The sequence below is a fragment of the Streptomyces sp. NBC_01314 genome (assembly GCF_041435215.1).
GTDB lineage: Bacteria > Actinomycetota > Actinomycetes > Streptomycetales > Streptomycetaceae > Streptomyces.
This window is the reverse complement of record NZ_CP108394.1, coordinates 3,829,885-3,855,275: the sequence shown is the minus strand read 5'-3', so window position 1 is coordinate 3,855,275 and position 25,391 is coordinate 3,829,885. Positions and strand designations below refer to the sequence as shown.

The 25,391-nt window shown below is 68.9% G+C and carries 22 protein-coding genes; all 22 read left to right on the top strand.

Going from position 1 to position 25,391, the window contains the following annotated elements:
- Positions 1-9 precede the first annotated feature (9 nt).
- The 22 genes from lysA to atpD all read left to right on the top strand — a co-directional run bounded on the left by lysA (position 10) and on the right by atpD (position 25,327).
- On the top strand, positions 10-1,401 hold the full coding sequence (gene lysA / locus OG622_RS16790; RefSeq protein ID WP_371576895.1) for a diaminopimelate decarboxylase: 1,392 nt from the start codon (positions 10-12) through the stop codon (positions 1,399-1,401).
- A gap of 211 nt (positions 1,402-1,612) precedes the next feature.
- Positions 1,613-2,911, top strand: coding sequence for a homoserine dehydrogenase (locus OG622_RS16785; RefSeq protein ID WP_371584116.1), 1,299 nt, complete (start codon positions 1,613-1,615; stop codon positions 2,909-2,911).
- Between the two features lie 6 nt (positions 2,912-2,917).
- Entirely contained in the window at positions 2,918-3,976 is a 1,059-nt protein-coding gene (gene thrC, locus OG622_RS16780; RefSeq protein WP_371576894.1) for a threonine synthase, read from the top strand.
- 300 nt (positions 3,977-4,276) lie between these two features.
- Positions 4,277-5,230 carry a homoserine kinase gene (gene thrB, locus OG622_RS16775; RefSeq protein WP_371576893.1) on the top strand — a complete coding sequence of 318 codons (954 nt, stop codon included), beginning with the start codon at positions 4,277-4,279 and terminating at the stop codon, positions 5,228-5,230.
- Positions 5,231-5,636: 406 nt separating this feature from the next.
- Entirely contained in the window at positions 5,637-7,730 is a 2,094-nt protein-coding gene (gene rho / locus OG622_RS16770) for a transcription termination factor Rho (RefSeq protein WP_371576892.1), read from the top strand.
- A 192-nt stretch (positions 7,731-7,922) separates the two neighbouring features.
- Positions 7,923-9,623: a trypsin-like serine protease gene (locus tag OG622_RS16765; RefSeq protein WP_371584115.1), complete on the top strand. Its 1,701-nt coding sequence runs from the start codon at positions 7,923-7,925 to the stop codon at positions 9,621-9,623.
- A 210-nt stretch (positions 9,624-9,833) separates the two neighbouring features.
- A complete protein-coding gene (locus OG622_RS16760; protein ID WP_371576891.1) occupies positions 9,834-10,976 on the top strand; it encodes an LCP family protein in 1,143 nt (380 codons plus the stop codon).
- A 187-nt stretch (positions 10,977-11,163) separates the two neighbouring features.
- Positions 11,164-11,385: a 50S ribosomal protein L31 gene (gene rpmE, locus OG622_RS16755; RefSeq protein ID WP_371576890.1), complete on the top strand. Its 222-nt coding sequence runs from the start codon at positions 11,164-11,166 to the stop codon at positions 11,383-11,385.
- A gap of 138 nt (positions 11,386-11,523) precedes the next feature.
- Positions 11,524-12,600 (top strand): peptide chain release factor 1, encoded by a 1,077-nt coding sequence (gene prfA / locus OG622_RS16750; protein WP_371576889.1) that lies wholly within the window; start codon positions 11,524-11,526, stop codon positions 12,598-12,600.
- 38 nt (positions 12,601-12,638) lie between these two features.
- Entirely contained in the window at positions 12,639-13,484 is an 846-nt protein-coding gene (gene prmC / locus OG622_RS16745) for a peptide chain release factor N(5)-glutamine methyltransferase (RefSeq protein WP_371576888.1), read from the top strand.
- A 59-nt stretch (positions 13,485-13,543) separates the two neighbouring features.
- Complete coding sequence (locus tag OG622_RS16740) at positions 13,544-14,191, top strand: L-threonylcarbamoyladenylate synthase (RefSeq protein WP_371576887.1); 648 nt, start codon at positions 13,544-13,546, stop codon at positions 14,189-14,191.
- A complete protein-coding gene (locus OG622_RS16735; protein WP_371576886.1) occupies positions 14,188-14,859 on the top strand; it encodes a protein-tyrosine-phosphatase in 672 nt (223 codons plus the stop codon). Before OG622_RS16740 ends, OG622_RS16735 begins: the two co-directional genes overlap by 4 nt.
- A gap of 157 nt (positions 14,860-15,016) precedes the next feature.
- A complete protein-coding gene (gene glyA / locus OG622_RS16730; protein ID WP_371576885.1) occupies positions 15,017-16,255 on the top strand; it encodes a serine hydroxymethyltransferase in 1,239 nt (412 codons plus the stop codon).
- 129 nt (positions 16,256-16,384) lie between these two features.
- Positions 16,385-17,662, top strand: a complete 1,278-nt coding sequence (locus OG622_RS16725) for an MraY family glycosyltransferase (RefSeq protein WP_371576884.1) — start codon at positions 16,385-16,387, stop codon at positions 17,660-17,662.
- Between the two features lie 375 nt (positions 17,663-18,037).
- Positions 18,038-18,472 (top strand): hypothetical protein, encoded by a 435-nt coding sequence (locus OG622_RS16720; protein ID WP_371576883.1) that lies wholly within the window; start codon positions 18,038-18,040, stop codon positions 18,470-18,472.
- A 273-nt stretch (positions 18,473-18,745) separates the two neighbouring features.
- Positions 18,746-19,516, top strand: a complete 771-nt coding sequence (gene atpB, locus OG622_RS16715) for a F0F1 ATP synthase subunit A (RefSeq protein ID WP_371584114.1) — start codon at positions 18,746-18,748, stop codon at positions 19,514-19,516.
- 78 nt (positions 19,517-19,594) lie between these two features.
- Positions 19,595-19,828 carry an ATP synthase F0 subunit C gene (gene atpE, locus OG622_RS16710; protein ID WP_013000660.1) on the top strand — a complete coding sequence of 78 codons (234 nt, stop codon included), beginning with the start codon at positions 19,595-19,597 and terminating at the stop codon, positions 19,826-19,828.
- A gap of 40 nt (positions 19,829-19,868) precedes the next feature.
- The gene (locus tag OG622_RS16705; RefSeq protein ID WP_371576882.1) at positions 19,869-20,417 is read left to right on the top strand and encodes a F0F1 ATP synthase subunit B; all 549 of its coding nucleotides are present in this window, start codon (positions 19,869-19,871) and stop codon (positions 20,415-20,417) included.
- Entirely contained in the window at positions 20,414-21,229 is an 816-nt protein-coding gene (locus OG622_RS16700; RefSeq protein WP_371576881.1) for a F0F1 ATP synthase subunit delta, read from the top strand. Before OG622_RS16705 ends, OG622_RS16700 begins: the two co-directional genes overlap by 4 nt.
- A gap of 133 nt (positions 21,230-21,362) precedes the next feature.
- On the top strand, positions 21,363-22,952 hold the full coding sequence (gene atpA / locus OG622_RS16695) for a F0F1 ATP synthase subunit alpha (RefSeq protein WP_371576880.1): 1,590 nt from the start codon (positions 21,363-21,365) through the stop codon (positions 22,950-22,952).
- A 21-nt stretch (positions 22,953-22,973) separates the two neighbouring features.
- Positions 22,974-23,891, top strand: coding sequence for a F0F1 ATP synthase subunit gamma (locus OG622_RS16690; protein WP_371576879.1), 918 nt, complete (start codon positions 22,974-22,976; stop codon positions 23,889-23,891).
- The gene (gene atpD / locus OG622_RS16685) at positions 23,891-25,327 is read left to right on the top strand and encodes a F0F1 ATP synthase subunit beta (protein ID WP_046705579.1); all 1,437 of its coding nucleotides are present in this window, start codon (positions 23,891-23,893) and stop codon (positions 25,325-25,327) included. The genes OG622_RS16690 and atpD overlap by 1 nt, the downstream gene beginning before the upstream one ends.
- Positions 25,328-25,391: the final 64 nt, after the last annotated feature.

Sequence of the window (25,391 nt, the reverse complement as noted above, 5' to 3'; positions counted from 1 at the left end):
CGTACAGACATGAGCCGTTCCGCACACCCCGCCGGACCCCGTCACGCCGACGTGTTTCCCGAGGGGCACTACGCCGCCCCGCCCGCCGACCTGAACACGCTGGACCCGAAGGTGTGGGCGCAGACCGTCACCCGTACGGACGACGGCGTCGTCAGTGTCGGGGGGATCGATGTGAAGGCGCTCGCGGAGGAGTTCGGCACGCCGGCGTACTTCGTCGACGAGGCCGACTTCCGGGCGCGGGCGCGCGCCTGGCGTACGGCGTTCGGGCAGGACGCCGACGTGTTCTACGCGGGGAAGGCGTTCCTGTCCCGGGCCATCGTGCGCTGGCTGGACGAGGAGGGGCTCAACCTCGACGTCTGCTCCGGCGGTGAGCTCGCGACCGCCCTCTCCGCCGGCATGCCCGCCGACCGCATCGCCTTCCACGGCAACAACAAGTCCACCGACGAGATCCACCGTGCCGTCGAGGCCGGCGTCGGCCGTATCGTGCTCGACTCCTTCCAGGAGATCGTGCGGGTCGCCCACATCGCCCAGTCGCTCGGCAGGCGCCAGAAGGTGCAGATCCGCGTCACCGTCGGCGTCGAGGCCCACACGCACGAGTTCATCGCCACCGCCCACGAGGACCAGAAGTTCGGGATTCCGCTCGCCGGCGGGCAGGCGGCGGAGGCCGTGCGGCGGGCGCTCAAGCTCGACGGGCTCGAACTCATCGGGATCCACTCGCACATCGGGTCGCAGATCTTCGACACGTCCGGGTTCGAGGTCGCCGCCCACCGGGTCGTCGGGCTGCTCAAGGACATCCGTGACGAACACGGTGTCGAGCTGCCCGAGATCGATCTCGGCGGCGGGCTCGGTATCGCCTACACCAGCGACGACGACCCCCGCGAGCCCCACGAGATCGCCAAGGCGCTCACCGAGATCGTCAACCGTGAGTGCGACGCCGCGAAGCTGCGTACCCCGCGTATCTCCGTCGAGCCGGGCCGCGCCATCGTGGGGCCCACCGCCTTCACGCTGTACGAGGTCGGCACCACCAAGCCGCTGGACGGGCTGCGTACGTACGTCTCCGTGGACGGGGGCATGTCCGACAACATCCGGACCGCGTTGTACGACGCCGAGTACAGCGTCGCGCTGGTGTCCCGGACCTCCGACGCCGCGCCGATGCTCGCGCGTGTGGTCGGCAAGCACTGCGAGAGCGGTGACATCGTGGTGAAGGACGCGTTCCTGCCGGCGGACCTGGCACCGGGTGACCTGATCGCCGTACCGGCCACCGGCGCGTACTGCCGTTCGATGGCGAGCAATTACAACCACGTGCTGCGCCCGCCGGTCGTCGCCGTCAATGATGGTGAGGCCCGCGTCATCGTCCGCCGCGAGACGGAGGAGGATCTTCTCCGTCTCGACGTCGGATGATCCCACCGGTGATTCGTGCTTCGCCCCCGACGGGTGATCCGCGCACAACAGAAACCCGGAAAAACCCCGGGCCGAAAGATCTCCGTCTTCCGGCCCGGAGAAAATGAAATAGATGTCTCACGATCCGGACGAGGGATAGAAACTCCCGTCCGGTGAGTGAGACTGGTTCCACCGTATTCGGTGTCGGTATGTGAGGAAACGAGGTCGGATGATGCGTACGCGTCCGCTGAAGGTGGCGCTGCTGGGCTGTGGGGTCGTCGGCTCAGAGGTGGCGCGCATCATGACGACGCACGCCGACGACCTCGCCGCACGCATCGGCGCCCCGGTCGAACTCGCGGGTGTGGCGGTGCGACGGCCCTCCCGGGTGCGTGAGGGCATCGACCCGGCGCTCGTCACGACCGACGCGACCGCCCTGGTCAAACGGGGGGACATCGACGTCGTCGTCGAGGTCATCGGCGGTATCGAGCCCGCCCGCACCCTCATCACCACCGCGTTCGAGCACGGCGCCTCCGTCGTCTCCGCCAACAAGGCCCTCCTCGCCCAGGACGGCGCCGCGCTGCACGCCGCGGCCAACGAGGCCGGCAAGGACCTCTACTACGAGGCCGCCGTCGCCGGTGCCATCCCGCTGATCCGGCCGCTGCGCGAGTCCCTCGCCGGCGACAAGATCAACCGGGTGATGGGCATCGTCAACGGCACCACCAATTTCATCCTCGACAAGATGGATTCCACGGGCGCCGGATATCAGGAGGCCCTCGACGAGGCCACCGCCCTGGGATACGCCGAGGCCGACCCGACCGCCGACGTCGAGGGCTTCGACGCCGCGGCCAAGGCCGCGATCCTCGCCGGCATCGCCTTCCACTCGCGCGTACGGCTCGACGACGTGTACCGCGAGGGCATGACCGAGGTGACGGCGGCGGACTTCGCGTCCGCCAGGAACATGGGCTGCACCATCAAGCTGCTCGCCATCTGTGAGCGGGCCGCGGACGGCGGCTCCGTCACCGCGCGCGTGCACCCCGCGATGATCCCGCTGACCCACCCGCTCGCCTCCGTACGCGGCGCCTACAACGCCGTGTTCGTCGAGTCGGACGCCGCCGGGCAGCTGATGTTCTACGGGCCGGGTGCGGGCGGTGCCCCCACCGCCTCCGCCGTGCTCGGCGACCTCGTGGCCGTGTGCCGCAACCGGCTCGCGGGCGCCACCGGACCCGGCGAGTCCGCCTATGCGGCCCTGCCGGTCTCGCCGATGGGTGATGTCGTCACCCGGTATCACATCAGCCTTGACGTCGCCGACAAACCGGGTGTTCTCGCCCAGGTGGCGACCGTGTTCGCGGAGCACGGAGTATCGATCGATACGGTGCGGCAGCAAGGACGGCAAGACGGCGGCGGCGAGGCCTCTCTCGTCGTCGTCACCCATCGCGCCTCCGACGCCTCCCTCAGCGGGACCGTCGAAGCACTGCGCAACCTCGACACCGTGCGGGGTGTCGCCAGCATCATGCGGGTTGAAGGAGAGTAACCAGCAATGACCCACCAGTGGCGCGGAATCATCGAGGAGTACCGGGACCGGCTGCCCGTCTCCGACAGCACGCCGGTCGTGACGCTCCGCGAGGGCGGCACGCCTCTCGTACCCGCGCAGGTGCTCTCCGAGCGCACGGGCTGCGAGGTCCACCTCAAGGTGGAGGGTGCCAACCCGACCGGGTCCTTCAAGGACCGCGGCATGACCATGGCCATCACGCGGGCGAAGGAAGAGGGTGCGAAGGCGGTCATCTGTGCCTCCACGGGCAACACCTCTGCCTCCGCAGCCGCCTACGCCGTACGCGCGGGCATGGTCTCGGCCGTGCTCGTCCCGCGCGGGAAGATCGCGCTGGGCAAGATGGGCCAGGCCCTGGTGCACGGCGCGAAGATCCTCCAGGTCGACGGCAACTTCGACGACTGCCTCACCCTCGCGCGTGAACTCAGCGACAACTACCCTGTGGCGCTGGTCAATTCGGTGAACCCGGTGCGGATCGAGGGCCAGAAGACCGCCGCGTTCGAGATCGTGGACATGCTCGGCGACGCGCCCGACATCCACGTCCTGCCGGTGGGCAACGCGGGCAACATCACGGCGTACTGGAAGGGCTACAAGGAGTACGCCGCCGACGGCATCGCGGCGCAGACCCCTCGAATGTGGGGCTTCCAGGCCTCCGGCTCCGCACCGATCGTGCGCGGCGAGATCGTCAAGGACCCGTCGACGATCGCCACCGCGATCCGGATCGGCAACCCCGCGTCCTGGCAGTACGCCCTGGCCGCGCGGGACGAGTCGGGCGGCTTCATCGACGAGGTGACGGACCGTGAGATCCTGCGCGCCTACCGGCTGTTGGCCGCTCAGGAGGGTGTTTTCGTGGAGCCCGCCTCCGCCGCCTCCGTGGCCGGTCTGCTGAAGGCCGCCGAGCAGGGCAAGGTCGACCCGGGCCAGACCATCGTCTGCACGGTCACCGGCAACGGCCTCAAGGACCCCGACTGGGCCGTGGCGGGCGCCCCGCAGCCCGTCACGATCCCGGTGGACGCGGCGACGGCGGCCGAGCGCCTCGGCCTCGCGTAGCCTTTCGTCCAGCCGCTCGAAAGACCTGGGAGCCGCGCGTAGACGCCGGTTCCCGGGGGAAAACCCTGACAGGACCCGACAGCGGGTGCACAGGGGGCTTACGACACGCATCGTGCGCCTCCTGTGCGCCCTATGTCGCCACAGAACCTTCCTTCGATAGGCTGTACTGAACCCGCCCGCCGCATATGCCCCGCAGGGGTGCGGCGCCGCGCCGTCCTGAACGGCCGCAGGGACCTCACGTACACATCGAATGTCATTCGACAATCGTCAATCCCGCAGCTCAAGGAGAGTCATCGAGCGATGGCCGGTCCAGCGTTCCGCGCCGCCGCCGTACGGGTGCGCGTTCCCGCCACCAGCGCCAACCTCGGTCCGGGCTTCGACGCCCTGGGCCTGTCGCTGGGGCTCTATGACGACGTGGTCGTCCGGGTGGCCGACTCCGGCCTGCACGTCGACATCGCGGGGGAGGGCAGCGAGACCCTCCCGCGCGACGAGCGGCATCTGCTCGTGCGCGCCCTGCGCACCGCCTTCGACCTGCTGGGCGGGCAGCCCCGGGGCCTCGAGATCGTGTGCGCCAACCGCATTCCGCACGGCCGCGGTCTCGGCTCCTCCTCCGCCGCCATCTGCGCCGGCATCGTCGCCGCCCGCGCCGTCACCATAGGCGGCGAGAACCGGCTCGACGACGCCGCGCTGCTCGAACTGGCCACAGAGATCGAGGGCCACCCCGACAACGTCGCGGCCTGTCTCCTCGGCGGCTTCACGCTCTCCTGGATGGAGGCCGGCGCCGCGCGGGCGATCAGGATGGAGGCCGCGGATTCCATCGTTCCGGTGGTTTTCGTTCCCGGAAAGCCCGTTCTGACGGAGACGGCGCGCGGACTGCTCCCGCGCACCGTCCCGCACGTCGACGCAGCGACCAACGCGGGCCGGGCGGCCCTCCTCGTGGAAGCCCTGACCAGGCGCCCCGAGCTGCTGCTGCCCGCCACCGAGGACCGGCTGCACCAGGAGTACCGGGCGCCCGCCATGCCGGAGAGCGCGGCCCTGGTCGAGCGCCTGCGGGCCGACGGCGTCCCGGCGGTCATCTCCGGCGCCGGACCCACGGTCCTGGCCCTGGCCGACGAGGCCAGCGCCGACAAGGTGGCCGATCTCGCGGGTGTGGGCTGGGCCGCCAACCGGCTGGACCTCGACGCCCGAGGGGCGTGTGTCCTGCCGCTCACCACCACCGTGGCCGAACCCGGCACCGGCGGCGGCGACGAATAGTCGTTCGGTTGCCGGAATTCGAGAGGGGGAATGTTTGTTGGATCCGGTAGTGTTAACCTCAAGTCTGCACCTGCCCCAGCCATGGCGAGGTGCTTATCGTCCCAGTTCGGGACAGTCATTCTTCCGGGAGTCTCCCAAGCCGCACTGCGCTTCGTACGTCAAGCTCTACGCCGTACGCAGGCACTGAGCGGTCTGCCGAGCAGGCCCCGGAACAGGCGTGGCCGAGCCGCGTGACACAGACACTCAGTGCCACGGCTCGGACAAGCGCCGAATCATCAGAAATTTTCCTCCGCCGCCTTTGGCGGACCACCGCCCCGGCACGGTCCACCTGAACAGGACCGAAGTCGGACAGCACAAACGGTCGCCGAGCCAGAAGGCCGACGCCCGCTCCAGGGAAGGACCCTTCGTGAGCGACACCACCGATCTGATGGGCGCACGTGTCGAGGACACCGCTGCCGCGCCCGCCACGGACGCCGCGCCTGCCAGCGGTGCCGGCTCCCGGCGGCGCCGTGGCACCGGCCTCGAGGGCATGGTGCTGGCCGAGCTGCAACAGGTCGCATCCGGCCTCGGCATCAGGGGCACCGCGCGGATGCGCAAGAGCCAGCTGATCGAGGTCATCAAGGACGCGCAGGCGGGAGGGGGTGCCCCGGCGAAGGCCGAGGCAGCCACCGAGACCAAGCCGAAGCGCCGCGCCACCTCAAAGGCACGCACGGGCGACGACGCCGCCCCGGCCGAGAAGGCCGCCGCCAAGAAGGCCGAGGCGCCCGCCGAGAAGGCCGAGAAGGCCGTGGCCCAGCAGCAGATCGAGATCCCCGGCCAGCCGGCCGGTGGCGACGAGGCGCCCACCGAGCGCCGCCGGCGCCGTGCCACCGCCGACGCGGGGAGCCCCGAGACGGTCACCGCCGAGGCCAAGAGCGAGCCCAAGGCCGAGACGCCTGCCCAGGCCGAGGCCAAGGCCGACGCCGCCGACCAGGGCGGCGAGGGCCGTCAGGGCCGCCGTGACCGCGGTCGTGACCGCGGTGAGCGCACCGACCGGACCGAGCGCACCGACCGGACCGACCGCACGGATCGGACCGACCGCACGGATCGGACCGACCGGACCGAGCGCGGCCGTCGGGGCAAGAGCGACGAGCAGCAGGCCGGCGGTGGCCAGCCGCAGCGTGACCGCGGCCAGCAGCAGAGCCAGCAGCAGAGCCAGCAGCAGAGCGGTCGCCAGGACCGTCAGGACCGCCAGCGTGACAACGGCCCGCAGGACGACGACGACTTCGACGGCGGACGCCGTGGCCGTCGCGGCCGCTACCGCGACCGTCGTGGCCGTCGGGGCCGTGACGAGATCGGCACCCCGGAGCCGCAGCTCGCCGACGACGACGTCCTGATCCCCGTCGCGGGCATCCTGGACATCCTCGACAACTACGCGTTCATCCGTACGTCGGGCTACCTGCCGGGCCCGAACGACGTGTACGTGTCGCTCGCCCAGGTCCGCAAGAACGGCCTGCGCAAGGGTGACCACGTCACCGGCGCGGTCCGGCAGCCCAAGGACGGCGAGCGCCGCGAGAAGTTCAACGCGCTGGTCCGCCTCGACTCCGCGAACGGCATGGCCGCCGAATCGGGCCGTGGCCGACCGGAGTTCAACAAGCTGACGCCGCTCTACCCGCAGGACCGGCTCCGTCTGGAGACCGACCCGGGCGTCCTCACCACCCGCATCATCGACCTCGTCGCGCCGATCGGTAAGGGCCAGCGCGGTCTGATCGTGGCCCCGCCGAAGACCGGCAAGACCATGATCCTGCAGGCGATCGCCAACGCGATCACCGTCAACAACCCCGAGTGCCACCTGATGGTCGTCCTTGTCGACGAGCGTCCGGAAGAGGTCACCGACATGCAGCGGTCGGTGAAGGGCGAGGTCATCTCCTCGACCTTCGACCGTCCGGCCGAGGACCACACGACGGTCGCCGAGCTCGCCATCGAGCGTGCCAAGCGACTCGTCGAGCTGGGCCACGACGTGGTCGTGCTGCTCGACTCGATCACGCGTCTGGGCCGTGCCTACAACCTGGCGGCGCCGGCCTCCGGCCGCATCCTGTCCGGTGGTGTCGACTCGACCGCCCTGTACCCGCCGAAGCGCTTCTTCGGTGCGGCCCGCAACATCGAGGACGGCGGCTCGCTGACCATCCTCGCCACCGCGCTGGTGGACACCGGGTCCCGCATGGACGAGGTCATCTTCGAGGAGTTCAAGGGCACGGGCAACGCCGAGCTGAAGCTCGACCGGAAGCTCGCGGACAAGCGGATCTTCCCCGCGGTGGACGTGGACGCGTCCGGTACGCGTAAGGAAGAGATCCTGCTCGCCCCCGACGAACTCGCCGTCGTCTGGAAGCTGCGCCGGGTGCTGCACGCCCTCGACCAGCAGCAGGCGGTCGAGCTGCTTCTCGACAAGATGAAGCAGACGAAGTCGAACGCCGAGTTCCTGATGCAGATTCAGAAGACGACGCCGGGCAGCGGCGACTAGTCCGCACAGCCGGTCCGCACAGCGGAGCGCTGGGGTCACCCTCTTTTGTGAGGGTGGCCCCAGTTTTTCGTATGGGACACGTGTACGATCACGGTCTTCATGCTCTGATCAACCGTTGCACTCCCAGGGGGGAATTGAGTGGCTAGACCCTTGTCCGGAGCTGTTGCCGCCGCGATAGCCGGGGCACTGCTGATGTCGTCGGCGAGTGGGGCGACAGCCGACACCAGCCCGACGCCCGACAAGCTGGATGTGCGGATCGCCAAGGCGATGGCGGCGGACGACACCGCGAAGGTCGCCGAGCGGGAGCCGTCGTCGAGCGCGAGTTCCGACGGTGGCCTGGAGCAGTCCGCCCAGATCATCGGCGGCTCGACGACCACGATCGCCTCGGCGCCGTGGATGGCCCAGCTCTGGTACTACGACCCGACCCAGGACCTTGGCTTCTTCTGCGGCGGCACGGTCGTCTCGCCGACGAAGATCCTCACCGCCGCGCACTGCGTCGACAAAAACTACTACGACTGGGCCGCGTACGGCGAGATCATCACCGGTACCGACCAGCTGCCCACGGCCGTCTACAACGACGACGGCACCCTTGACCACGTCGACTACCACGGCGGCACCCGCAGCACGCTGTCGCGCCAGTGGAACCACTCCTCGTGGAACGAGGACGCGATCGACAACGACGTGGCCGTCCTGACGCTCTCGTCGCCGGTCAAGGCCACGCCGATCAAGATGACGACGTCGGGCGACACCGCCTCGTACACGTCCGGCACCAAGGCCAAGGTCTACGGGTGGGGCCGTACCAGCTCCAAGACCCAGGACATCTCGCAGACGCTGAAGACGGCCACGCTGCCGATCGTCAGTGACACGACCTGCGGGAACACGTGGGGCGACTACTTCATCAAGGGCCACATGGTCTGCGCGGGCAAGCCCGCCGGCGGCACCGACGCCACGACCACCGCCACCTGCAACGGTGACTCCGGTGGCCCGCTCGTCGTCAACAACAAGGTCGTCGGCGTCGTCTCGTGGGGCGTCACGGACTGTGTGTACAAGGGCGCCTACCCGGTCTTCGCCAAGGTCAGCAAGTACGTCGGCGCGACCTACCCGCGGGTCGACGACACCGACATCAGCCGGGACGGCAAGGCCGACGTCTTCCTGCGCAACAAGGAGACCGGCACGGGCTACGTCCGCGCCTCCACGGGGTCCAAGCTCGGTGACCGCCAGGCCCTGCCCTCCGAGGCGGGCAGCTGGACGGGGTACAACCTCGTCCAGCAGACGGACCTGAACCGGGACGGCTACCAGGACTTCGTCCTGCGCCGCTCCTCCGACGGTGACGTCTTCTGGCGGCGGTACGTGCCCTCGTCCGACTCCTGGACGACGACGCAGCTCTTCGACGACTGGAAGACCCGCACCCGGATCATCACCCCCGGTGATGTCACCGGCGACGCCCTGCCCGACCTGCTCTCGGTCGACTCGGCGGGCGCCCTGTGGATCTACCCGGGCAAGGGCACCGGTTCCTTCGGTACCCGCGTCAAGGTCGGCACGGGCTGGAACAGCTACAACGCGGTGCTCGGTCACGGCGACTTCACCGGCGACGGCAAGGCCGACCTGATCGCGCGCACCAAGACCGGCTCGAACGTCTACCTCTACAAGGGCGCCGGCAAGTCCGGCACGGGCGCCTTCGCCGCCCGTGTGAAGGTCCGCTCGGACTGGAGCGCCTACAACACGCTCATCACTCCCGGTGACGTGAGCGGCGACGGCAAGGCGGACCTCCTGGCCCGCACGCCGGCCGGCACGCTGTACCTCTACAAGGGCACCGGCAAGGCCACGAGCGAGATCTTCAGCACACGGGTCTCGGTCGGCACGAGCTACGCCCAGTACGACCTGCTCGGCTGAAACACCGGATGAGCCCGGCCCCGCCGGGCTCATCCGTCACACACGGTGCCCATCGCTCCCAGGCGATGGGCACCGTTCGTTGTGCAACCCTTTCCCGGATTATCCCGTCTGACCGGACGGAGCGACCATGGAGCGTCATGGCCGCGTCCGACCCGACAGGCCTGGGCCTGAGCGCAGGGGGTAACCGACCGGAAAGAGAACGAGGAGCAGATGTCCGCCGAGAGCACGCCGGAGCCCGGCATATCAGGGAAGATCGGCACCACCGCCCCGCGCCACCGCGCGGCCAAGGGCCGCCGCACGTCACGCGACGGGCACAGCAGGGCGGCACTCGCCGTCGTATGGACCGCCGCGGGCGTCCTGGTATTCGGCGGCACCGGAATCGGCTTCCTGTACTTCAAGCTCAACGAGAACATCAAGAGCGTCGACATCAACCAGGCCCTCGGCACCGACCGGCCCCTCGACGTCGACAACGGCTCGCAGGACATCCTCGTCCTCGGTTCCGACACCCGCTCGGGCAGCAACAAGAAGCTCGGCGGCGGCACGGACGACGGCAGCGCCCGCTCCGACACGGCGATGGTCGTGCACGTCTACGAGGGCCACAAGCGGGCCGGCGTGGTCTCCATACCCCGGGACACCCTGGTCGAGCGGCCGGAGTGCACCGACGCGAACGGCAAGACGTACCCGGCCGCCTCGTACGCGATGTTCAACTCCGCGTACTCGACGGGGGGCGCGGCGTGTGCGGTGAAGACCGTCGAATCCATGACCGGTATCCGCATGGACCACTACATCGAGGTCGACTTCTCGGGCTTCGAGAAGCTGATCAACGTGCTCGGCGGGGTCGACATCACCACGGCCAAGGACATCAAGGACCCCGACAGCCATCTGAACCTGAAGGCCGGGGAGCACACCCTCACGGGCAAGCAGGCGCTGGGCCTCGTCCGGACCCGTCACGGGGTGGGCGACGGGTCCGACCTCGGGCGCATCCAGCTCCAGCAGGCGTTCATCAAGGCCCTCATCGAGCAGGTCAAGGACGTCGGCCTCTTCAGCAGCCCGACGAAGCTCTACGACCTCGCCGAGACCGCCACCGACGCCGTCACCACCGACTCCGACCTCGACTCCGTCAAGGCCCTCGCGTCCTTCGCCGGCGGACTCAAGGGCATCGGTTCCAAGAACATGACCATGGTCACCATGCCCGTCCAGTACGACCCCGCCGACCCGAACCGTGTGCTGGTGGACGAGGCGAAGGCGAAGCAGGTCTGGGCCGCCCTGAAGGCCGACAGGACGATCCCGAAGTCGGCGACGAAGGGCACGGCGACGGGCACCGCCGGGGGCGTCGTGACCGCCGGCACCTGAAGCAGCGCGGGGAACCGCGCGACCGGCCCCGTAGGTACGCGGCGCTGACAGGGCGCCGGGAATACCTGAGCCCACCCCCTGGTTTGGGCAGATGGCACCAGTGCTGGCAGACTGGTAAGTCGGCTCCGGTTCACGCTCTCGCAGCCCGCGACAGCGACCCGGCGCCCTCCCGAAACTAGGAGACACCTTGAAGCGCGACATCCACCCCGAGTACGTCGACACGCAGGTCAGCTGCACCTGTGGCGCGTCGTTCATCACCCGTAGCACGATCGAGAGCGGCACCATCCGTGCCGAGGTCTGCTCCGAGTGCCACCCGTTCTACACGGGCAAGCAGAAGATCCTCGACACCGGTGGCCGCGTGGCCCGCTTCGAGGCCCGCTTCGGCAAGGCCGCCGCTGCCAACAAGTAGCGAGCCCCCAGCGCCGGTCCGCGGTGCCCCTCCGGGGGCGTCGGGACCGGCGCTTTGCGGTGCAGCGCACAGGCGCGGCCCCACGGGCGCAGCCCAGGGGTGCGGCCCACTCACAACGTCGTACAGGGAGCCGGAGAGATGTTCGAGGCGGTCGAGGAACTGGTCGGGGAACACGCCGACCTGGAGAAGAAGCTCGCCGACCCGTCGGTCCACGCCGACCAGGCCAACGCGCGCAAGCTGAACAAGCGCTACGCGGAGCTGACCCCGATCGTCGGCACGTTCCGCTCCTGGAAGCAGACCGGTGAGGACATCGACACGGCCCGCGAGTTCGCGGCGGACGACCCGGACTTCATCGCCGAGGTCAAGGAGCTGGAGAAGCAGCGCGAGGAACTGACGGAGAAGCTGCGGCTGCTCCTCGTCCCGCGCGACCCCAGCGACGACAAGGACGTCATCCTGGAGATCAAGGCCGGCGCGGGCGGCGACGAGTCCGCCCTCTTCGCCGGTGACCTCCTGCGCATGTACCTCCGGTACGCCGAGCGCGTCGGCTGGAAGACCGAGATCATCGACTCCACCGAGTCCGAGCTGGGCGGCTACAAGGACGTCCAGGTCGCCGTGAAGACCAAGGGCGGCCAGGGTGCCACTGAGCCCGGCCAGGGCGTCTGGGCCCGGATGAAGTACGAGGGCGGGGTGCACCGCGTGCAGCGCGTGCCGTCGACCGAGTCCCAGGGCCGTATCCACACCTCCGCGGCCGGCGTGCTCGTCACCCCCGAGGCCGAGGAGGTCGAGGTCGAGATCCACGCGAACGACCTGCGGATCGACGTCTACCGCTCCTCCGGGCCCGGCGGGCAGTCCGTCAACACCACCGACTCCGCCGTGCGCATCACGCACCTTCCCACCGGAGTCGTCGCCTCCTGCCAGAACGAGAAGAGCCAGCTGCAGAACAAGGAGCAGGCGATGCGTATCCTGCGCTCCAGGCTGCTCGCCGCGGCTCAGGAGGAGGCGGAGAAGAATGCCGCCGACGCCCGCCGCAGCCAGGTCCGTACCGTCGACCGCTCCGAGAAGATCCGCACGTACAACTTCCCGGAGAACCGCATCTCGGACCACCGCGTCGGCTTCAAGTCCTACAACCTGGACCAGGTCCTGGACGGTGAACTCGACGCGGTGATCCAGGCCTGCGTCGACGCGGACTCGGCCGCGAAGCTGGCAGCCGCGTAAGGCACGTACGAGTACGACCAGTACGACGGAGGACTTGCGTGAACCTGCTGCTCGGGGAAGTGGCCCAGGCCACCCAGCGCCTGGCGGACGCCGGCGTGCCCTCGCCGCGCAACGACGCGGAGGAGCTCGCCGCGTTCGTGCACGGCGTCAAGCGGGGCGGGCTGCACAGCGTCAAGGACTCCGACTTCGACGCCCGGTACTGGGAGGTCATCGCCCGGCGCGAGCAGCGCGAGCCGCTCCAGCACATCACCGGGCGCGCCTACTTCCGCTACCTCGAACTTCAGGTCGGGCCAGGGGTGTTCGTGCCCCGGCCGGAGACCGAGTCGGTGGTCGGGTGGGCCATAGACGCCGTCCGCGCGATGGATGTCGTCGAGCCGCTCATCGTCGATCTGTGCACCGGCTCCGGAGCCATCGCGCTCGCCCTCGCCCAGGAGGTGCCGCGTTCGCGTGTGCACGCCGTGGAGCTGTCCGAGGACGCCCTGACGTGGACCCGCAAGAACATGGCGGGCTCGCGCGTCGACCTGCGCCAGGGCAACGCCCTGGACGCCTTCCGCGACCTCGACGGCCAGGTCGACCTCGTCGTCTCCAACCCGCCGTACATCCCGCTCACGGAGTGGGAGTACGTGGCACCCGAGGCCCGCGACTACGATCCCGAACTCGCCCTGTTCTCGGGCGAGGACGGCCTCGAACTCATCCGTGGCCTGGAACGCACAGCACACCGGCTCCTCCGTCCCGGCGGTGTCGTCGTCGTCGAGCACGCCGACACCCAGGGCGGCCAGGTGCCCTGGATCTTCACCGAGGAGCGGGGCTGGGCCGACGCGGCCGACCACCCGGACCTCAACAACCGGCCGCGGTTCGCGACCGCCCGCAAGGCGCTGCCCTGATGAGCACGCGCCCGACGACAACCCCCCAACAGCAGTACGTGTACGAGGAGGCCCGCTAGATGGCACGGCGATACGACACCAACGACGCGACCGACCGCGCCACCGGTCTGCGCGAGGCCGCGTCCGCCGTCCGCCGGGGCGAGCTCGTGGTACTGCCGACGGACACCGTGTACGGCATCGGCGCGGACGCCTTCACCTCCGAGGCCGTGGCCGACCTCCTGGAGGCCAAGGGCCGGGGCCGCAGCATGCCCACGCCCGTGCTCATCGGCTCCCCGAACACCCTGCACGGCCTCGTCACGGACTTCTCCGAGATGGCCTGGGAGCTGGTCGACGCCTTCTGGCCGGGCGCGCTGACCCTCGTCGCCAAGCACCAGCCGTCACTGCAGTGGGACCTCGGCGACACCCGCGGCACGGTCGCCGTACGCATGCCGCTGCACCCGGTCGCCATCGAGCTGCTGACCGAGGTCGGCCCCATGGCGGTCTCCTCCGCGAACCTGACCGGGCACCCGGCGCCGGAGAACTGCGACGCCGCCGAGGCGATGCTCGGCGACTCCGTCTCCGTCTACCTGGACGGCGGCCAGACGCCGGGCAACGTGCCGTCGTCGATCGTCGACGTCACGGGCAAGGTGCCGGTGCTGCTGCGCGCGGGCGCCCTGTCGGCGGAGGAGCTGCGCAAGGTCGTACCCGACCTCGAGGTGGCGAATTGACGGCCCCTGACGCGGGGCGTGGCATATGGGACGGGGAAGAGACGCGGACCTTCACGGGGCTGCCGCGGGACAGCTTCCGCATCCTCCACGTCAGCACAGGCAACGTGTGCCGCTCGCCGATCACCGAGCGGCTGACCCGGCATGCCCTGGCGGACCGGCTCGGGGACCCGCTGTGGGGCGGTCTGGTCGTCGAGAGCGCGGGAACCTGGGGGCACGAGGGGGCGCCCATGGAGGCCAACGCGGAGGCGGTCCTCGCGGACTTCGGCGCGGACGCCTCCGGCTTCACGGGGCGTGAGCTGCTGGACGAGCACGTCATCCGCGCCGACCTCGTGCTGACGGCCACCCGGGACCACCGGGCCCAGGTCATCTCCATGGGGCACTCCGCCGGGCTGCGCACCTTCACCCTGAAGGAGTTCACCCGCCTGGTCCGCGCCATCGACCCCACCACGCTCCCTCCCCTGGAGGAGGGCATGGTCGTCCGCGCGCGTGCGCTGGTCCGTGCTGCCGCCGCTCTACGCGGGTGGCTCCTGGCCCCCACCGCCGAGGCCGACGAGGTCTACGACCCGTACGGGGCGCCCCTGCCGTTCTTCCAGTCGGTGGGCGACGAGATACATCAGGCGCTGGATCCGGTGGTGACGGCGTTGACGGGGGTGCCTGCGCGGGCGTAGCCGCCCCGCCGGCCTTGGTCACCCAGCGGGAACAGCGGCTGTGGCGGCGCGGCGTCGCGGTGGATGTCCGCGGCGGTTGGAGGTAACAACATCGGGCGCTCCGGGCGTCTCCGGCCTACATTGGTCGTACGTCACCGTCGACGCCCCGGAGTCCATCATGTCGGTCACCCCTGTCCTAGAGGCCGATGTCCTGCGGCGGCAGGACCCCGAGCTGGCCGACATCCTGCTCGGTGAGCTCGATCGGCAGGCGACGACGCTGCAGCTCGTCGCCGCGGAGAACTTCACCTCGCCGGCGGTGCTGGCCGCCCTGGGGTCGCCGCTCGCGAACAAGTACGCGGAGGGCTATCCGGGGGCCCGGTACCACGGTGGCTGCGAGATGGTGGACGCCGCCGAGCGGCTCGCCGTGGAGCGGGCGAAGGCGCTGTTCGGCGCCGAGCACGCCAACGTCCAGTCCCACTCGGGCTCTTCGGCCATGCTGGCCGCCTACGCCGCCCTGCTGCGCCCCGGCGACACCGTGCTGGCGATGGGCCTGCACTTCGGCGGTCACCTCACCCACGGGTCGCCCGCGAACTTCTCCGGCCGCTGGTTCGACTTCGTCGGGTACGGGGTCGAGGCGGAGTCCGGGCTCATCGACCACGAGCAGGTGCGGACCCTGGCCCGTACACATCGCCCCAAGGCCATCGTGTGCGGGTCGATCTCGTATCCCCGGCACATCGACCACGCGTTCTTCCGCGAGGTGGCCGACGAGGTGGGGGCCTATCTCATCGCCGACGCGGCCCATCCGATCGGGCTGGTCGCCGGGGGAGCGGCGCCCAGCCCGGTGCCGTACGCCGACATCGTGTGTGCCACCACGCACAAGGTGCTGCGTGGACCGCGCGGCGGGATGCTGCTGTGCGGAGGCGAACTGGCCGAGCGGGTGGACCGGGCGGTCTTCCCGTTCACGCAGGGCGGCGCGCAGATGCACACCATCGCCGCGAAGGCCGTCGCCTTCGGGGAGGCGGCAACACCGGGGTTCGGCGCGTACGCCCATCAGGTGGTCGCGAACGCCCGCGTACTGGCCCGGGGGCTGGCCGAAGAGGGCCTGGCGGTGGTCACCGGCGGCACCGACACCCACCTCCTCACCGTCGATCCCGCGCCACTCGGCGTCGACGGCCGCACCGCCCGCGGACGGCTCGCGGCCGCCGGGATGGTCCTCGACTGCTGCGCCCTGCCCCATGGCGACGCCCGTGGCCTGCGGCTCGGCACGGCCGCGCTGACCACACAGGGCATGGGTGAGACGGAGATGGCGCGGCTCGCCGTGCTGTTCGCGGGAGTGCTGCGGGACGGCGGGGACGGCAGGCGGACGCGTGAAGAAGTACGGGACCTGGCCGAAAGATTTCCGCCGTATCCGCGCTGAGGTGGGGTAGACGGACCACCAGGCACAGCATCACGTGCAACCATCGTCGCTACCCGGATGTCCCCAACCATATGCGCGCATCGCTAGGGTGTGGGGCTGAGATGGCCAGCGAGACCTGTGGGGAAGCCCGTGCGTGAATACCTCCTGACGCTCTGCATCACGGCCGCGGTGACGTACCTCCTGACAGGGCCGGTGCGGAAGTTCGCGATCGTGGCCGGAGCCATGCCGGCGGTCCGTGCGCGCGACGTCCACCGGGAGCCGACGCCCCGCCTCGGTGGCATCGCGATGTTCTTCGGCCTCTGCGCCGGTCTGCTGGTCGCCGACCATCTGACCAACCTCAGCGAGGTCTTCGCCGAGTCCAACGAGCCACGGGCGCTGCTCTCCGGGGCCGCGCTGATCTGGCTGATCGGCGTCCTGGACGACAAGTTCGAGATCGACGCCCTGATCAAGCTCGGCGGGCAGATGATCGCCGCGGGCGTGATGGTCATGCAGGGTCTGACGATCCTCTGGCTGCCCATCCCGGGTGTCGGCATCGTCGCGCTGACCCAGTGGCAGGGCACCCTGCTCACGGTCGCTCTGGTCGTCATCACCATCAACGCGGTCAACTTCGTCGACGGCCTCGACGGTCTCGCGGCCGGCATGGTGTGCATCGCCTCCTGCGCGTTCTTCATGTACGCCTACCGCCTCTGGTACAGCTACGGCATCGAGGCCGCGGCCCCCGCCACGCTGTTCGCGGCGGTCCTGATGGGCATGTGCCTGGGCTTCCTGCCGCACAACATGCACCCCGCGCGGATCTTCATGGGCGACTCCGGGTCGATGATGATCGGCCTGGTGCTGGCGGCCGGGGCGATCTCCATCACGGGGCAGGTCGACCCGGACGTGATGAACCTGTACCCGCGGACCACGGTCTACTCGATGGTCCCGGTCTACATCCCGCTGCTGATGCCGCTGACCATCATCGCGATCCCGGCGGCCGACCTTGTCCTCGCGATCGTGCGTCGCACCTGGCGCGGCCAGTCGCCGTTCGCCGCGGACCGGGGCCATCTGCACCACCGGCTCCTGGAGGTCGGGCACTCGCACAGCCGGGCCGTGCTGATCATGTACTTCTGGTCGGCGGTCATCGCCTTCGGCACCCTCGCGTACACCGTGAACGAGGCGTCCATGTGGATCGTCCTCGCCATCGCCATGCTCAGCGGAGTCGGCCTCTTCCTCCTGCTGCTGCCCCGCTTCACCCCGCGCGCCCCGCGCTGGGCGGAACGCTTCGTACCACCCCGCTACCGCCGTCGCGCAGCCGTCCAGGCGGCCGCGGAGCCCGTTGCCGACTGGACCCCGTCCCTCAACGGCGCGACGGCGATCGGCGCCCGGGCACAGGAAGCGGAACGCAGCCCGGCGGGCGCGCGCCGCTGAGCCGAGGCCGTCCGTAGAGCGGGCGAGGGCGGGCGAGTGCGGGCGCAGGGCGGTGCATCGGGCTGACGGCAAGGTAAGAATCTGACTAACGCTTTGCCGTTGCCATGCAAGAGCGTGACGGTGCAAACCGGCCTTATACCAGACAAGTCGGCCCTGTTTCTGCACAGGCGGGCGGGTTCACTCTCATGTGTGACACCTTGCGCGGCATTCAGGTAAAGACCTCATCAAATAGTTTGTGATACGGTTCACGAGAACCCGGGACAGAGTCGAAGGACCGCAATACGACGGTCCGTTGGCGCGAGATTTCCCCTCGCCCCCGGGGTCTACGCTCGTCCATGACGACACCCTGCCCCCTCAGCAAGCGGAGTTGCCGCCATGCCCAATGACGTCCGGACCCTCCTTCAGGCCGCCGTACCCACGGCAGCCGCCGGCGCGATCGCCGCTGTCATCAGCGGTGTGGTCGTCGGAGGCAAGGGGGCTCTCGGTGCCGTCGTGGCGGCGGTGATCACGATCCTCTTCATGGGAATCGGGTTCTACGTTCTGCAGCGCACTGCCAAATCGCTTCCTCATCTGTTCCAGATGATGGGGTTGATGCTTTACGCGGCACAGATTCTGCTGTTGTTCATCTTTCTGTCCGCGTTCAAGAACACCACTCTGTTCCACCCCAGGGCCTTCGCGTTCACGCTCGTCGCGACCACGCTCGTGTGGATCGCCGCACAGACGCGCGCACACATGAAGGCCAAGATCCTCTACGTCGAACCCGATGCGTCGACGGGCAACAAGCCCGAAAAATCGGGGCACTCGTCGTGAGGAGTAGGGCCGGGATAAGGGCGTGTGCGAACTCCTGCTATCGTCCGGTGCCAACTGCGGCATCGCGGGCGCGGGCATCTGAGCTGACGCCTGCTCAATCGCGAGGCTTGATGCCCCCCAGCCGCCCCCACATCCGTAAGACCAGTCCAGTGCCGACCCGCGGCTGCGCGCCGCGCCGACACAACGAGGTTGCCGTACCCATGCGTCACGCCGAAGGAGCCCGTGGTGAGTGCTGACCGGACCCAGCTCGCCTTTGACTGGAGCTGTCGGATCATGTCCGACAACGGCTGTGGCTTCCCGGCTCCGGGCCTGCACTCGTTCCTTTTCAAGCCGATCGCCACGGTCGGCGGGTTCGAGTTCAACAAGGTGATGCTGCTCGCGCTCATCACCACTCTCCTGGTGATCACCTTCTTCACCCTCGCCTTCGGCAAGGCGAAGGTAGTCCCGGGCAAGCTGCAGATGATCGGCGAGGCGGGCTACGACTTCGTGCGTCGCGGCATCGTCTACGAGACCCTCGGTAGGAAGGAGGGCGAGAAGTACGTCCCGCTGATGGTCTCGCTGTTCTTCTTCATCTGGCTCATGAACATCTGGTCCGTGATTCCGCTGGCCCAGTTCCCGGTGTCGTCGATCATCGCCTACCCGATGGTCCTGGCCCTGATCGTCTACGTGGTCTGGGTCTCGCTGACCTTCAAGAAGCACGGCTTCGTCGGCTTCTTCAAGAACGTCACCGGATACGACAAGTCGCTCGGCCCGGTGCTGCCCCTCGTGGTGATCATCGAGTTCTTCTCGAACCTGCTGGTCCGCCCGTTCACCCACGCGGTGCGACTGTTCGCCAACATGTTCGCCGGTCACCTGATGCTGGTCATGTTCACCGTTGCCTCCTGGTACCTGCTGAACAGCTGGATGATCCCGGCGGCCGGTGTCTCCTTCATCATGACCATCGTCATGATCCTCTTCGAGCTCTTCGTGCAGGCCGTCCAGGCGTACGTCTTCGTGCTCCTCGCCTGCTCGTACATCCAGGGCGCGCTCGCCGAGCACCACTGAGCCCCGCCGCTTCACAAGCCCCCCAGAACGTCCGGTGGCCAACCCCCGCCGGTCCATGAAAGAGAAGGAAGAATCAGCATGGCTGCCATGGAGACCCTCGCCGCCCTCGAAGGCAACATCGGTTCTGTCGGCTACGGCCTCGCCGCCATCGGCCCCGGCGTCGGCGTCGGCATCATCTTCGGTAACGGCACCCAGGCCCTGGCCCGCCAGCCTGAGGCCGCCGGCCTGATCCGCGCCAACCAGATCCTCGGCTTCGCCTTCTGTGAGGCGCTCGCCCTCATCGGCATCGTCATGCCGTTCGTCTACAACTGACGAACCCTGACGAGCAAACCTTTCAACGAAAGGCACTGATGTGATCGCCAACCTGGTACAGCTGGCGGCCGAGGAGGAGCAGAACCCGCTCATCCCGCCGGGCCCCGAGCTGCTTGTGGGCGCCATCGCCTTCGCCATCGTCTTCTTCTTCTTCTGGAAGAAGGCGCTCCCGAACATCAACAAGGTTCTGGAAGAGCGCCGCGAGGCGATCGAAGGCGGAATCGAAGAGGCCGACCGCATGAAGGTCGAGGCCCAGAGCGTTCTTGAGCAGTACAAGGCTCAGCTCGCCGAGGCCCGGCACGAGGCCGCGCGTCTGCGCCAGGAGGCGCAGGAGCAGGGCGCCACGCTCATCGCCGAGATGCGGGCCGAGGGCCAGCGGCAGCGCGAGGAGATCATCGCCGCCGGTCACTCGCAGCTCGTGGCCGACCGCAAGGCCGCCTCTTCGGCCCTGCGTCAGGACGTGGGCAAGCTCGCCACCGACCTGGCCGGCAAGCTCGTCGGTGAGTCCCTGGAGGACCACGCCCGGCAGAGCCGTGTGATCGACCGGTTCCTCGACGACCTCGAGGAGAAGGCCGAGGCCACGCGATGAACGGAGCGAGCCGCGGGGCCCTGGCAGCCGCACGTGAGCGTCTTGACGCGCTGACGGACTCCACGTCCGTGGACGCGGCGAGGCTCGCCGACGAGCTGGCCGCCGTCACCGCGCTGCTCGACCGCGAGGTGTCGCTGCGTCGGGTCCTCACCGACCCGGCGCAGTCGGGCGAGGCCAAGGCCGAGCTGGCCGGCCGCATCCTCGGCGGCCAGGTCGGCACGACCACCGCCGACATGGTGTCCGGTCTGGTGCGTTCCCGCTGGTCGCAGCCCCGTGACCTGGTGGACGCGCTGGAGCAGCTGGCCGCCGTCGCCGACCTCACCGCCGCGCAGCGGTCGGGCACGCTCGACGACGTAGAGGACGAGCTGTTCCGGTTCGGCCGGATCGTCGCCTCGAACACCGGGCTCCGGTCCGCGCTGACCGACCGCGCCGCAGGCGCCTCGGCCAAGGGCGAGCTGCTGAGCAGCCTGCTCGGCGGCCGCGCCAAGGCCACCACCGAGCGTCTGGTGACGCGACTCGTGACCGCGCCGCGTGGACGTAGCCTGGAAGCGGGACTCGAGTCCCTGTCCAAGCTCGCCGCCGAGCGCCGGGACCGCATGGTCGCCATCGTCACCTCGGCGGTCCCGCTGAGCGACCCGCAGAAGCGACGCCTCGGCGCCGCCCTCGCGAAGCTCTACGGGCGTGCCATGCACCTCAACCTCGACGTGGACCCCGAGGTCCTCGGCGGGATCCGGGTCCAGGTCGGCGACGAGATCATCAACGGTTCGATCGCGGACCGACTCGAGGACGCCGGCCGCCGCCTGGCGAGCTAGCACAAGCTTCATAGCAGTACGTACGTATGTCTGCGGCCCGGTTGGGCCGTGCAGAGGATTCACCTCGTTCAGGGGGGAGTCCCCATCCCCCCAAGTGAAACTTCGGGCCCAACAAGGAGAGCAGGGAACCCAGATGGCGGAGCTCACGATCCGGCCGGAGGAGATCCGGGACGCGCTGGAGAACTTCGTCCAGTCGTACAAGCCGGACGCGGCCTCGCGCGAGGAGGTCGGTACGGTCACCCTTGCCGGCGACGGCATCGCGAAGGTCGAGGGTCTTCCCTCGGCCATGGCCAACGAACTGCTGAAGTTCGAGGACGGCACCCTCGGCCTCGCGCTCAACCTGGAAGAGCGCGAGATCGGCGCCATCGTCCTCGGTGAGTTCAGCGGCATCGAGGAGGGTCAGCCGGTCACCCGTACCGGCGAGGTCCTGTCGGTCGCCGTGGGCGAGGGCTACCTCGGCCGTGTCGTCGACCCGCTCGGCAACCCGATCGACGGCCTCGGCGAGATCGAGACGTCCGGCCGCCGTGCCCTGGAGCTGCAGGCTCCGGGTGTCATGGCCCGTAAGTCGGTGCACGAGCCGATGGAGACCGGCTACAAGGCCGTCGACGCGATGACCCCGGTCGGCCGCGGCCAGCGTCAGCTGATCATCGGTGACCGCCAGACCGGCAAGACCGCCCTGGCCGTCGACACGATCATCAACCAGCGCGACAACTGGCGCTCCGGCGACGTGAACAAGCAGGTCCGCTGCGTCTACGTCGCCATCGGCCAGAAGGGCTCGACCATCGCCTCCGTGCGTGGCGCCCTCGAAGAGGCCGGCGCGCTGGAGTACACGACCATCGTCGCCGCCCCGGCGTCCGACCCGGCCGGCTTCAAGTACCTGGCGCCGTACACCGGTTCGGCCATCGGTCAGCAGTGGATGTACGAGGGCAAGCACGTCCTCATCATCTTCGACGACCTCTCGAAGCAGGCCGACGCCTACCGCGCCGTGTCGCTGCTGCTGCGCCGTCCGCCGGGCCGCGAGGCCTACCCGGGCGACGTCTTCTACCTGCACTCCCGTCTGCTGGAGCGCTGCGCGAAGCTCTCCGACGACCTGGGTGCCGGTTCGATGACCGGTCTGCCGATCGTCGAGACGAAGGCCAACGACGTCTCGGCGTTCATCCCGACCAACGTCATCTCCATCACCGACGGCCAGTGCTTCCTGGAGTCGGACCTCTTCAACGCCGGTCAGCGCCCCGCGCTGAACGTCGGTATCTCCGTCTCCCGAGTCGGTGGTTCCGCGCAGCACAAGGCGATGAAGCAGGTTTCCGGCCGTCTGCGCCTCGACCTCGCCCAGTACCGTGAGCTGGAGGCGTTCGCCGCCTTCGGTTCCGACCTGGACGCCGCGTCGAAGTCGCAGCTGGAGCGCGGTCAGCGACTGGTCGAGCTGCTCAAGCAGGCTCAGTACCAGCCGATGCCGACCGAGGACCAGGTCGTCTCCGTGTGGGCCGGCACCACCGGCAAGATGGACGACGTTCCGGTCTCCGACGTCCGCCGCTTCGAGAAGGAGCTGCTGGAGTACCTGCACCGCAAGGAGCAGGGCCTCATGACCTCCATCAAGGAGGGCGGCAAGATGTCGGACGACACCCTCACCGCTGTTGCCGACGCGATCGCCGAGTTCAAGAAGCAGTTCGAGACCTCGGACGGCAAGCTTCTCGGCGAGGACGCCCCGGCCGCGGCCAAGTGACGTAAGGAAGGGACCTGACTCATGGGAGCCCAGCTCCGGGTCTACAAGCGTCGCATCCGATCCGTCACCGCGACCAAGAAGATCACCAAGGCGATGGAGATGATCGCCGCCTCGCGCGTCGTCAAGGCGCAGCGCAAGGTGTCGGCCTCCACGCCGTACGCGACCGAGCTCACCCGCGCGGTCACGGCGGTCGGTACCGGTTCGAACACCAAGCACCCGCTGACCACGGAGGCGGAGACGGCGACCCGTTCCGCGGTACTGCTCCTCACGAGCGACCGCGGACTGGCCGGCGCCTTCAACTCCAACGCCATCAAGGTCGCCGAGCGGCTGACGGCGCGCCTCGAGGCGGAGGGCAAGGAGGTCGACACGTACATCGTCGGCCGCCGCGGTCTGGCTCACTACAACTTCCGCGAGCGCAAGGTCGTGGAATCGTGGTCGGGCTTCACCGACGAGCCCAGCTACGCGGACGCGAAGAAGGTCGCGGGTCCGCTCATCGAGGCCATCGAGAAGGAGACGGCGGACGGCGGCGTGGACGAACTCCACATCGTCTTCACCGAGTTCGTCTCGATGATGACGCAGACGGCGCTCGACGACCGTCTGCTGCCGCTCAGCCTCGACGAGGTGGCCGAGGAGTCGGCGACGAAGGGCGAGATCCTTCCGTTGTACGACTTCGAGCCGTCGGCGGAGGACGTCCTCGACGCTCTGCTGCCGCGCTACGTCGAGAGCCGTATCTACAACGCGATGCTCCAGTCGGCTGCCTCCAAGCACGCCGCCACGCGCCGTGCGATGAAGTCGGCGACCGACAACGCGGGAGACTTGATCAACACGCTCTCGCGCCTTGCCAACGCGGCCCGCCAGGCCGAAATCACCCAGGAAATCAGCGAGATCGTCGGTGGCTCCGCAGCCCTGGCCGACGCGACCGCGGGGAGTGACAGGTAATGACGACGACAGTTGAGACGGCCGTGGCCACGGGCCGCGTCGCCCGGGTCATCGGCCCGGTCGTCGACGTGGAATTCCCCGTCGACGCCATGCCGGAGATCTACAACGCCCTTCACGTCGAGATCTCCGACCCGGCCGAGGCCGGCAAGAAGAAGACGCTGACCCTGGAGGTCGCCCAGCACCTGGGTGACGGCCTGGTCCGCACGATCTCGATGCAGCCCACCGACGGTCTGGTCCGCCAGGCCGCCGTCACCGACACCGGCACGGGCATCTCCGTCCCGGTCGGTGACTTCACCAAGGGCAAGGTGTTCAACACCCTCGGTGAGGTGCTGAACACCGACGAGAAGTACGACGGCGAGCGCTGGACCATCCACCGCAAGGCCCCCAACTTCGACGAGCTCGAGTCGAAGACCGAGATGTTCGAGACCGGCGTCAAGGTCATCGACCTTCTCACCCCGTACGTCAAGGGTGGAAAGATCGGCCTGTTCGGCGGTGCCGGCGTCGGCAAGACGGTGCTCATCCAGGAGATGATCTACCGCGTCGCCAACAACCACGACGGTGTCTCCGTGTTCGCCGGTGTCGGCGAGCGCACTCGTGAGGGCAACGACCTCATCGAGGAGATGGCGGAGTCGGGCGTCATCGACAAGACCGCCCTGGTCTTCGGCCAGATGGACGAGCCCCCGGGCACCCGTCTGCGCGTGGCCCTGGCCGGTCTGACCATGGCGGAGTACTTCCGCGATGTGCAGAAGCAGGACGTGCTGTTCTTCATCGACAACATCTTCCGCTTCACCCAGGCCGGTTCCGAGGTCTCGACCCTGCTCGGCCGTATGCCCTCCGCGGTGGGCTACCAGCCGAACCTGGCCGACGAGATGGGTCTCCTCCAGGAGCGCATCACCTCGACCCGTGGTCACTCGATCACCTCGATGCAGGCGATCTACGTCCCCGCGGACGACCTGACCGACCCGGCCCCGGCCACCACGTTCGCCCACCTCGACGCGACGACGGTTCTCTCCCGTCCGATCTCCGAGAAGGGCATCTACCCGGCCGTGGACCCGCTGGACTCCACGTCCCGCATCCTGGACCCGCGCTACATCGCGGCGGACCACTACAACACCGCCATGCGCGTCAAGACGGTGCTGCAGAAGTACAAGGACCTCCAGGACATCATCGCGATCCTCGGTATCGACGAGCTGGGCGAGGAGGACAAGCTCACCGTCCACCGTGCCCGTCGCGTGGAGCGCTTCCTGTCCCAGAACACCCACGTCGCCAAGCAGTTCACCGGCGTCGACGGGTCGGACGTCCCGCTGGAGGAGTCGATCACCGCGTTCAACGCGATCATCGACGGCGAGTACGACCACTTCCCCGAGCAGGCGTTCTTCCTGTGCGGTGGTATCGAGGACCTGAAGAAGAACGCGAAGGAGCTCGGCGTCTCCTGACGCCCGGCGACTCGTGAACAGTGGGGGGCGAGGCCACACCTCATGGGGTGCGTCCCGCCCCCCT

Bases quoted from the DNA above. Each gene is read 5' to 3' on its own strand.
- atpA (WP_371576880.1), top strand. From the start codon at position 21,363: ATGGCGGAGCTCACGATCCGGCCGGAGGAGATCCGGGACGCGCTGGAG.
- atpB (WP_371584114.1), top strand. From the start codon at position 18,746: ATGTCCGACAACGGCTGTGGCTTCCCGGCTCCGGGCCTGCACTCGTTC.
- OG622_RS16785 (WP_371584116.1), top strand. From the start codon at position 1,613: ATGCGTACGCGTCCGCTGAAGGTGGCGCTGCTGGGCTGTGGGGTCGTC.
- OG622_RS16720 (WP_371576883.1), top strand. From the start codon at position 18,038: ATGCCCAATGACGTCCGGACCCTCCTTCAGGCCGCCGTACCCACGGCA.
- OG622_RS16740 (WP_371576887.1), top strand. From the start codon at position 13,544: ATGGCACGGCGATACGACACCAACGACGCGACCGACCGCGCCACCGGT.
- lysA (WP_371576895.1), top strand. From the start codon at position 10: ATGAGCCGTTCCGCACACCCCGCCGGACCCCGTCACGCCGACGTGTTT.
- OG622_RS16690 (WP_371576879.1), top strand. From the start codon at position 22,974: ATGGGAGCCCAGCTCCGGGTCTACAAGCGTCGCATCCGATCCGTCACC.
- thrC (WP_371576894.1), top strand. From the start codon at position 2,918: ATGACCCACCAGTGGCGCGGAATCATCGAGGAGTACCGGGACCGGCTG.
- atpE (WP_013000660.1), top strand. From the start codon at position 19,595: ATGGCTGCCATGGAGACCCTCGCCGCCCTCGAAGGCAACATCGGTTCT.
- prfA (WP_371576889.1), top strand. From the start codon at position 11,524: ATGTTCGAGGCGGTCGAGGAACTGGTCGGGGAACACGCCGACCTGGAG.
- glyA (WP_371576885.1), top strand. From the start codon at position 15,017: ATGTCGGTCACCCCTGTCCTAGAGGCCGATGTCCTGCGGCGGCAGGAC.
- OG622_RS16700 (WP_371576881.1), top strand. From the start codon at position 20,414: ATGAACGGAGCGAGCCGCGGGGCCCTGGCAGCCGCACGTGAGCGTCTT.
- OG622_RS16760 (WP_371576891.1), top strand. From the start codon at position 9,834: ATGTCCGCCGAGAGCACGCCGGAGCCCGGCATATCAGGGAAGATCGGC.
- thrB (WP_371576893.1), top strand. From the start codon at position 4,277: ATGGCCGGTCCAGCGTTCCGCGCCGCCGCCGTACGGGTGCGCGTTCCC.
- atpD (WP_046705579.1), top strand. From the start codon at position 23,891: ATGACGACGACAGTTGAGACGGCCGTGGCCACGGGCCGCGTCGCCCGG.
- OG622_RS16765 (WP_371584115.1), top strand. From the start codon at position 7,923: ATGTCGTCGGCGAGTGGGGCGACAGCCGACACCAGCCCGACGCCCGAC.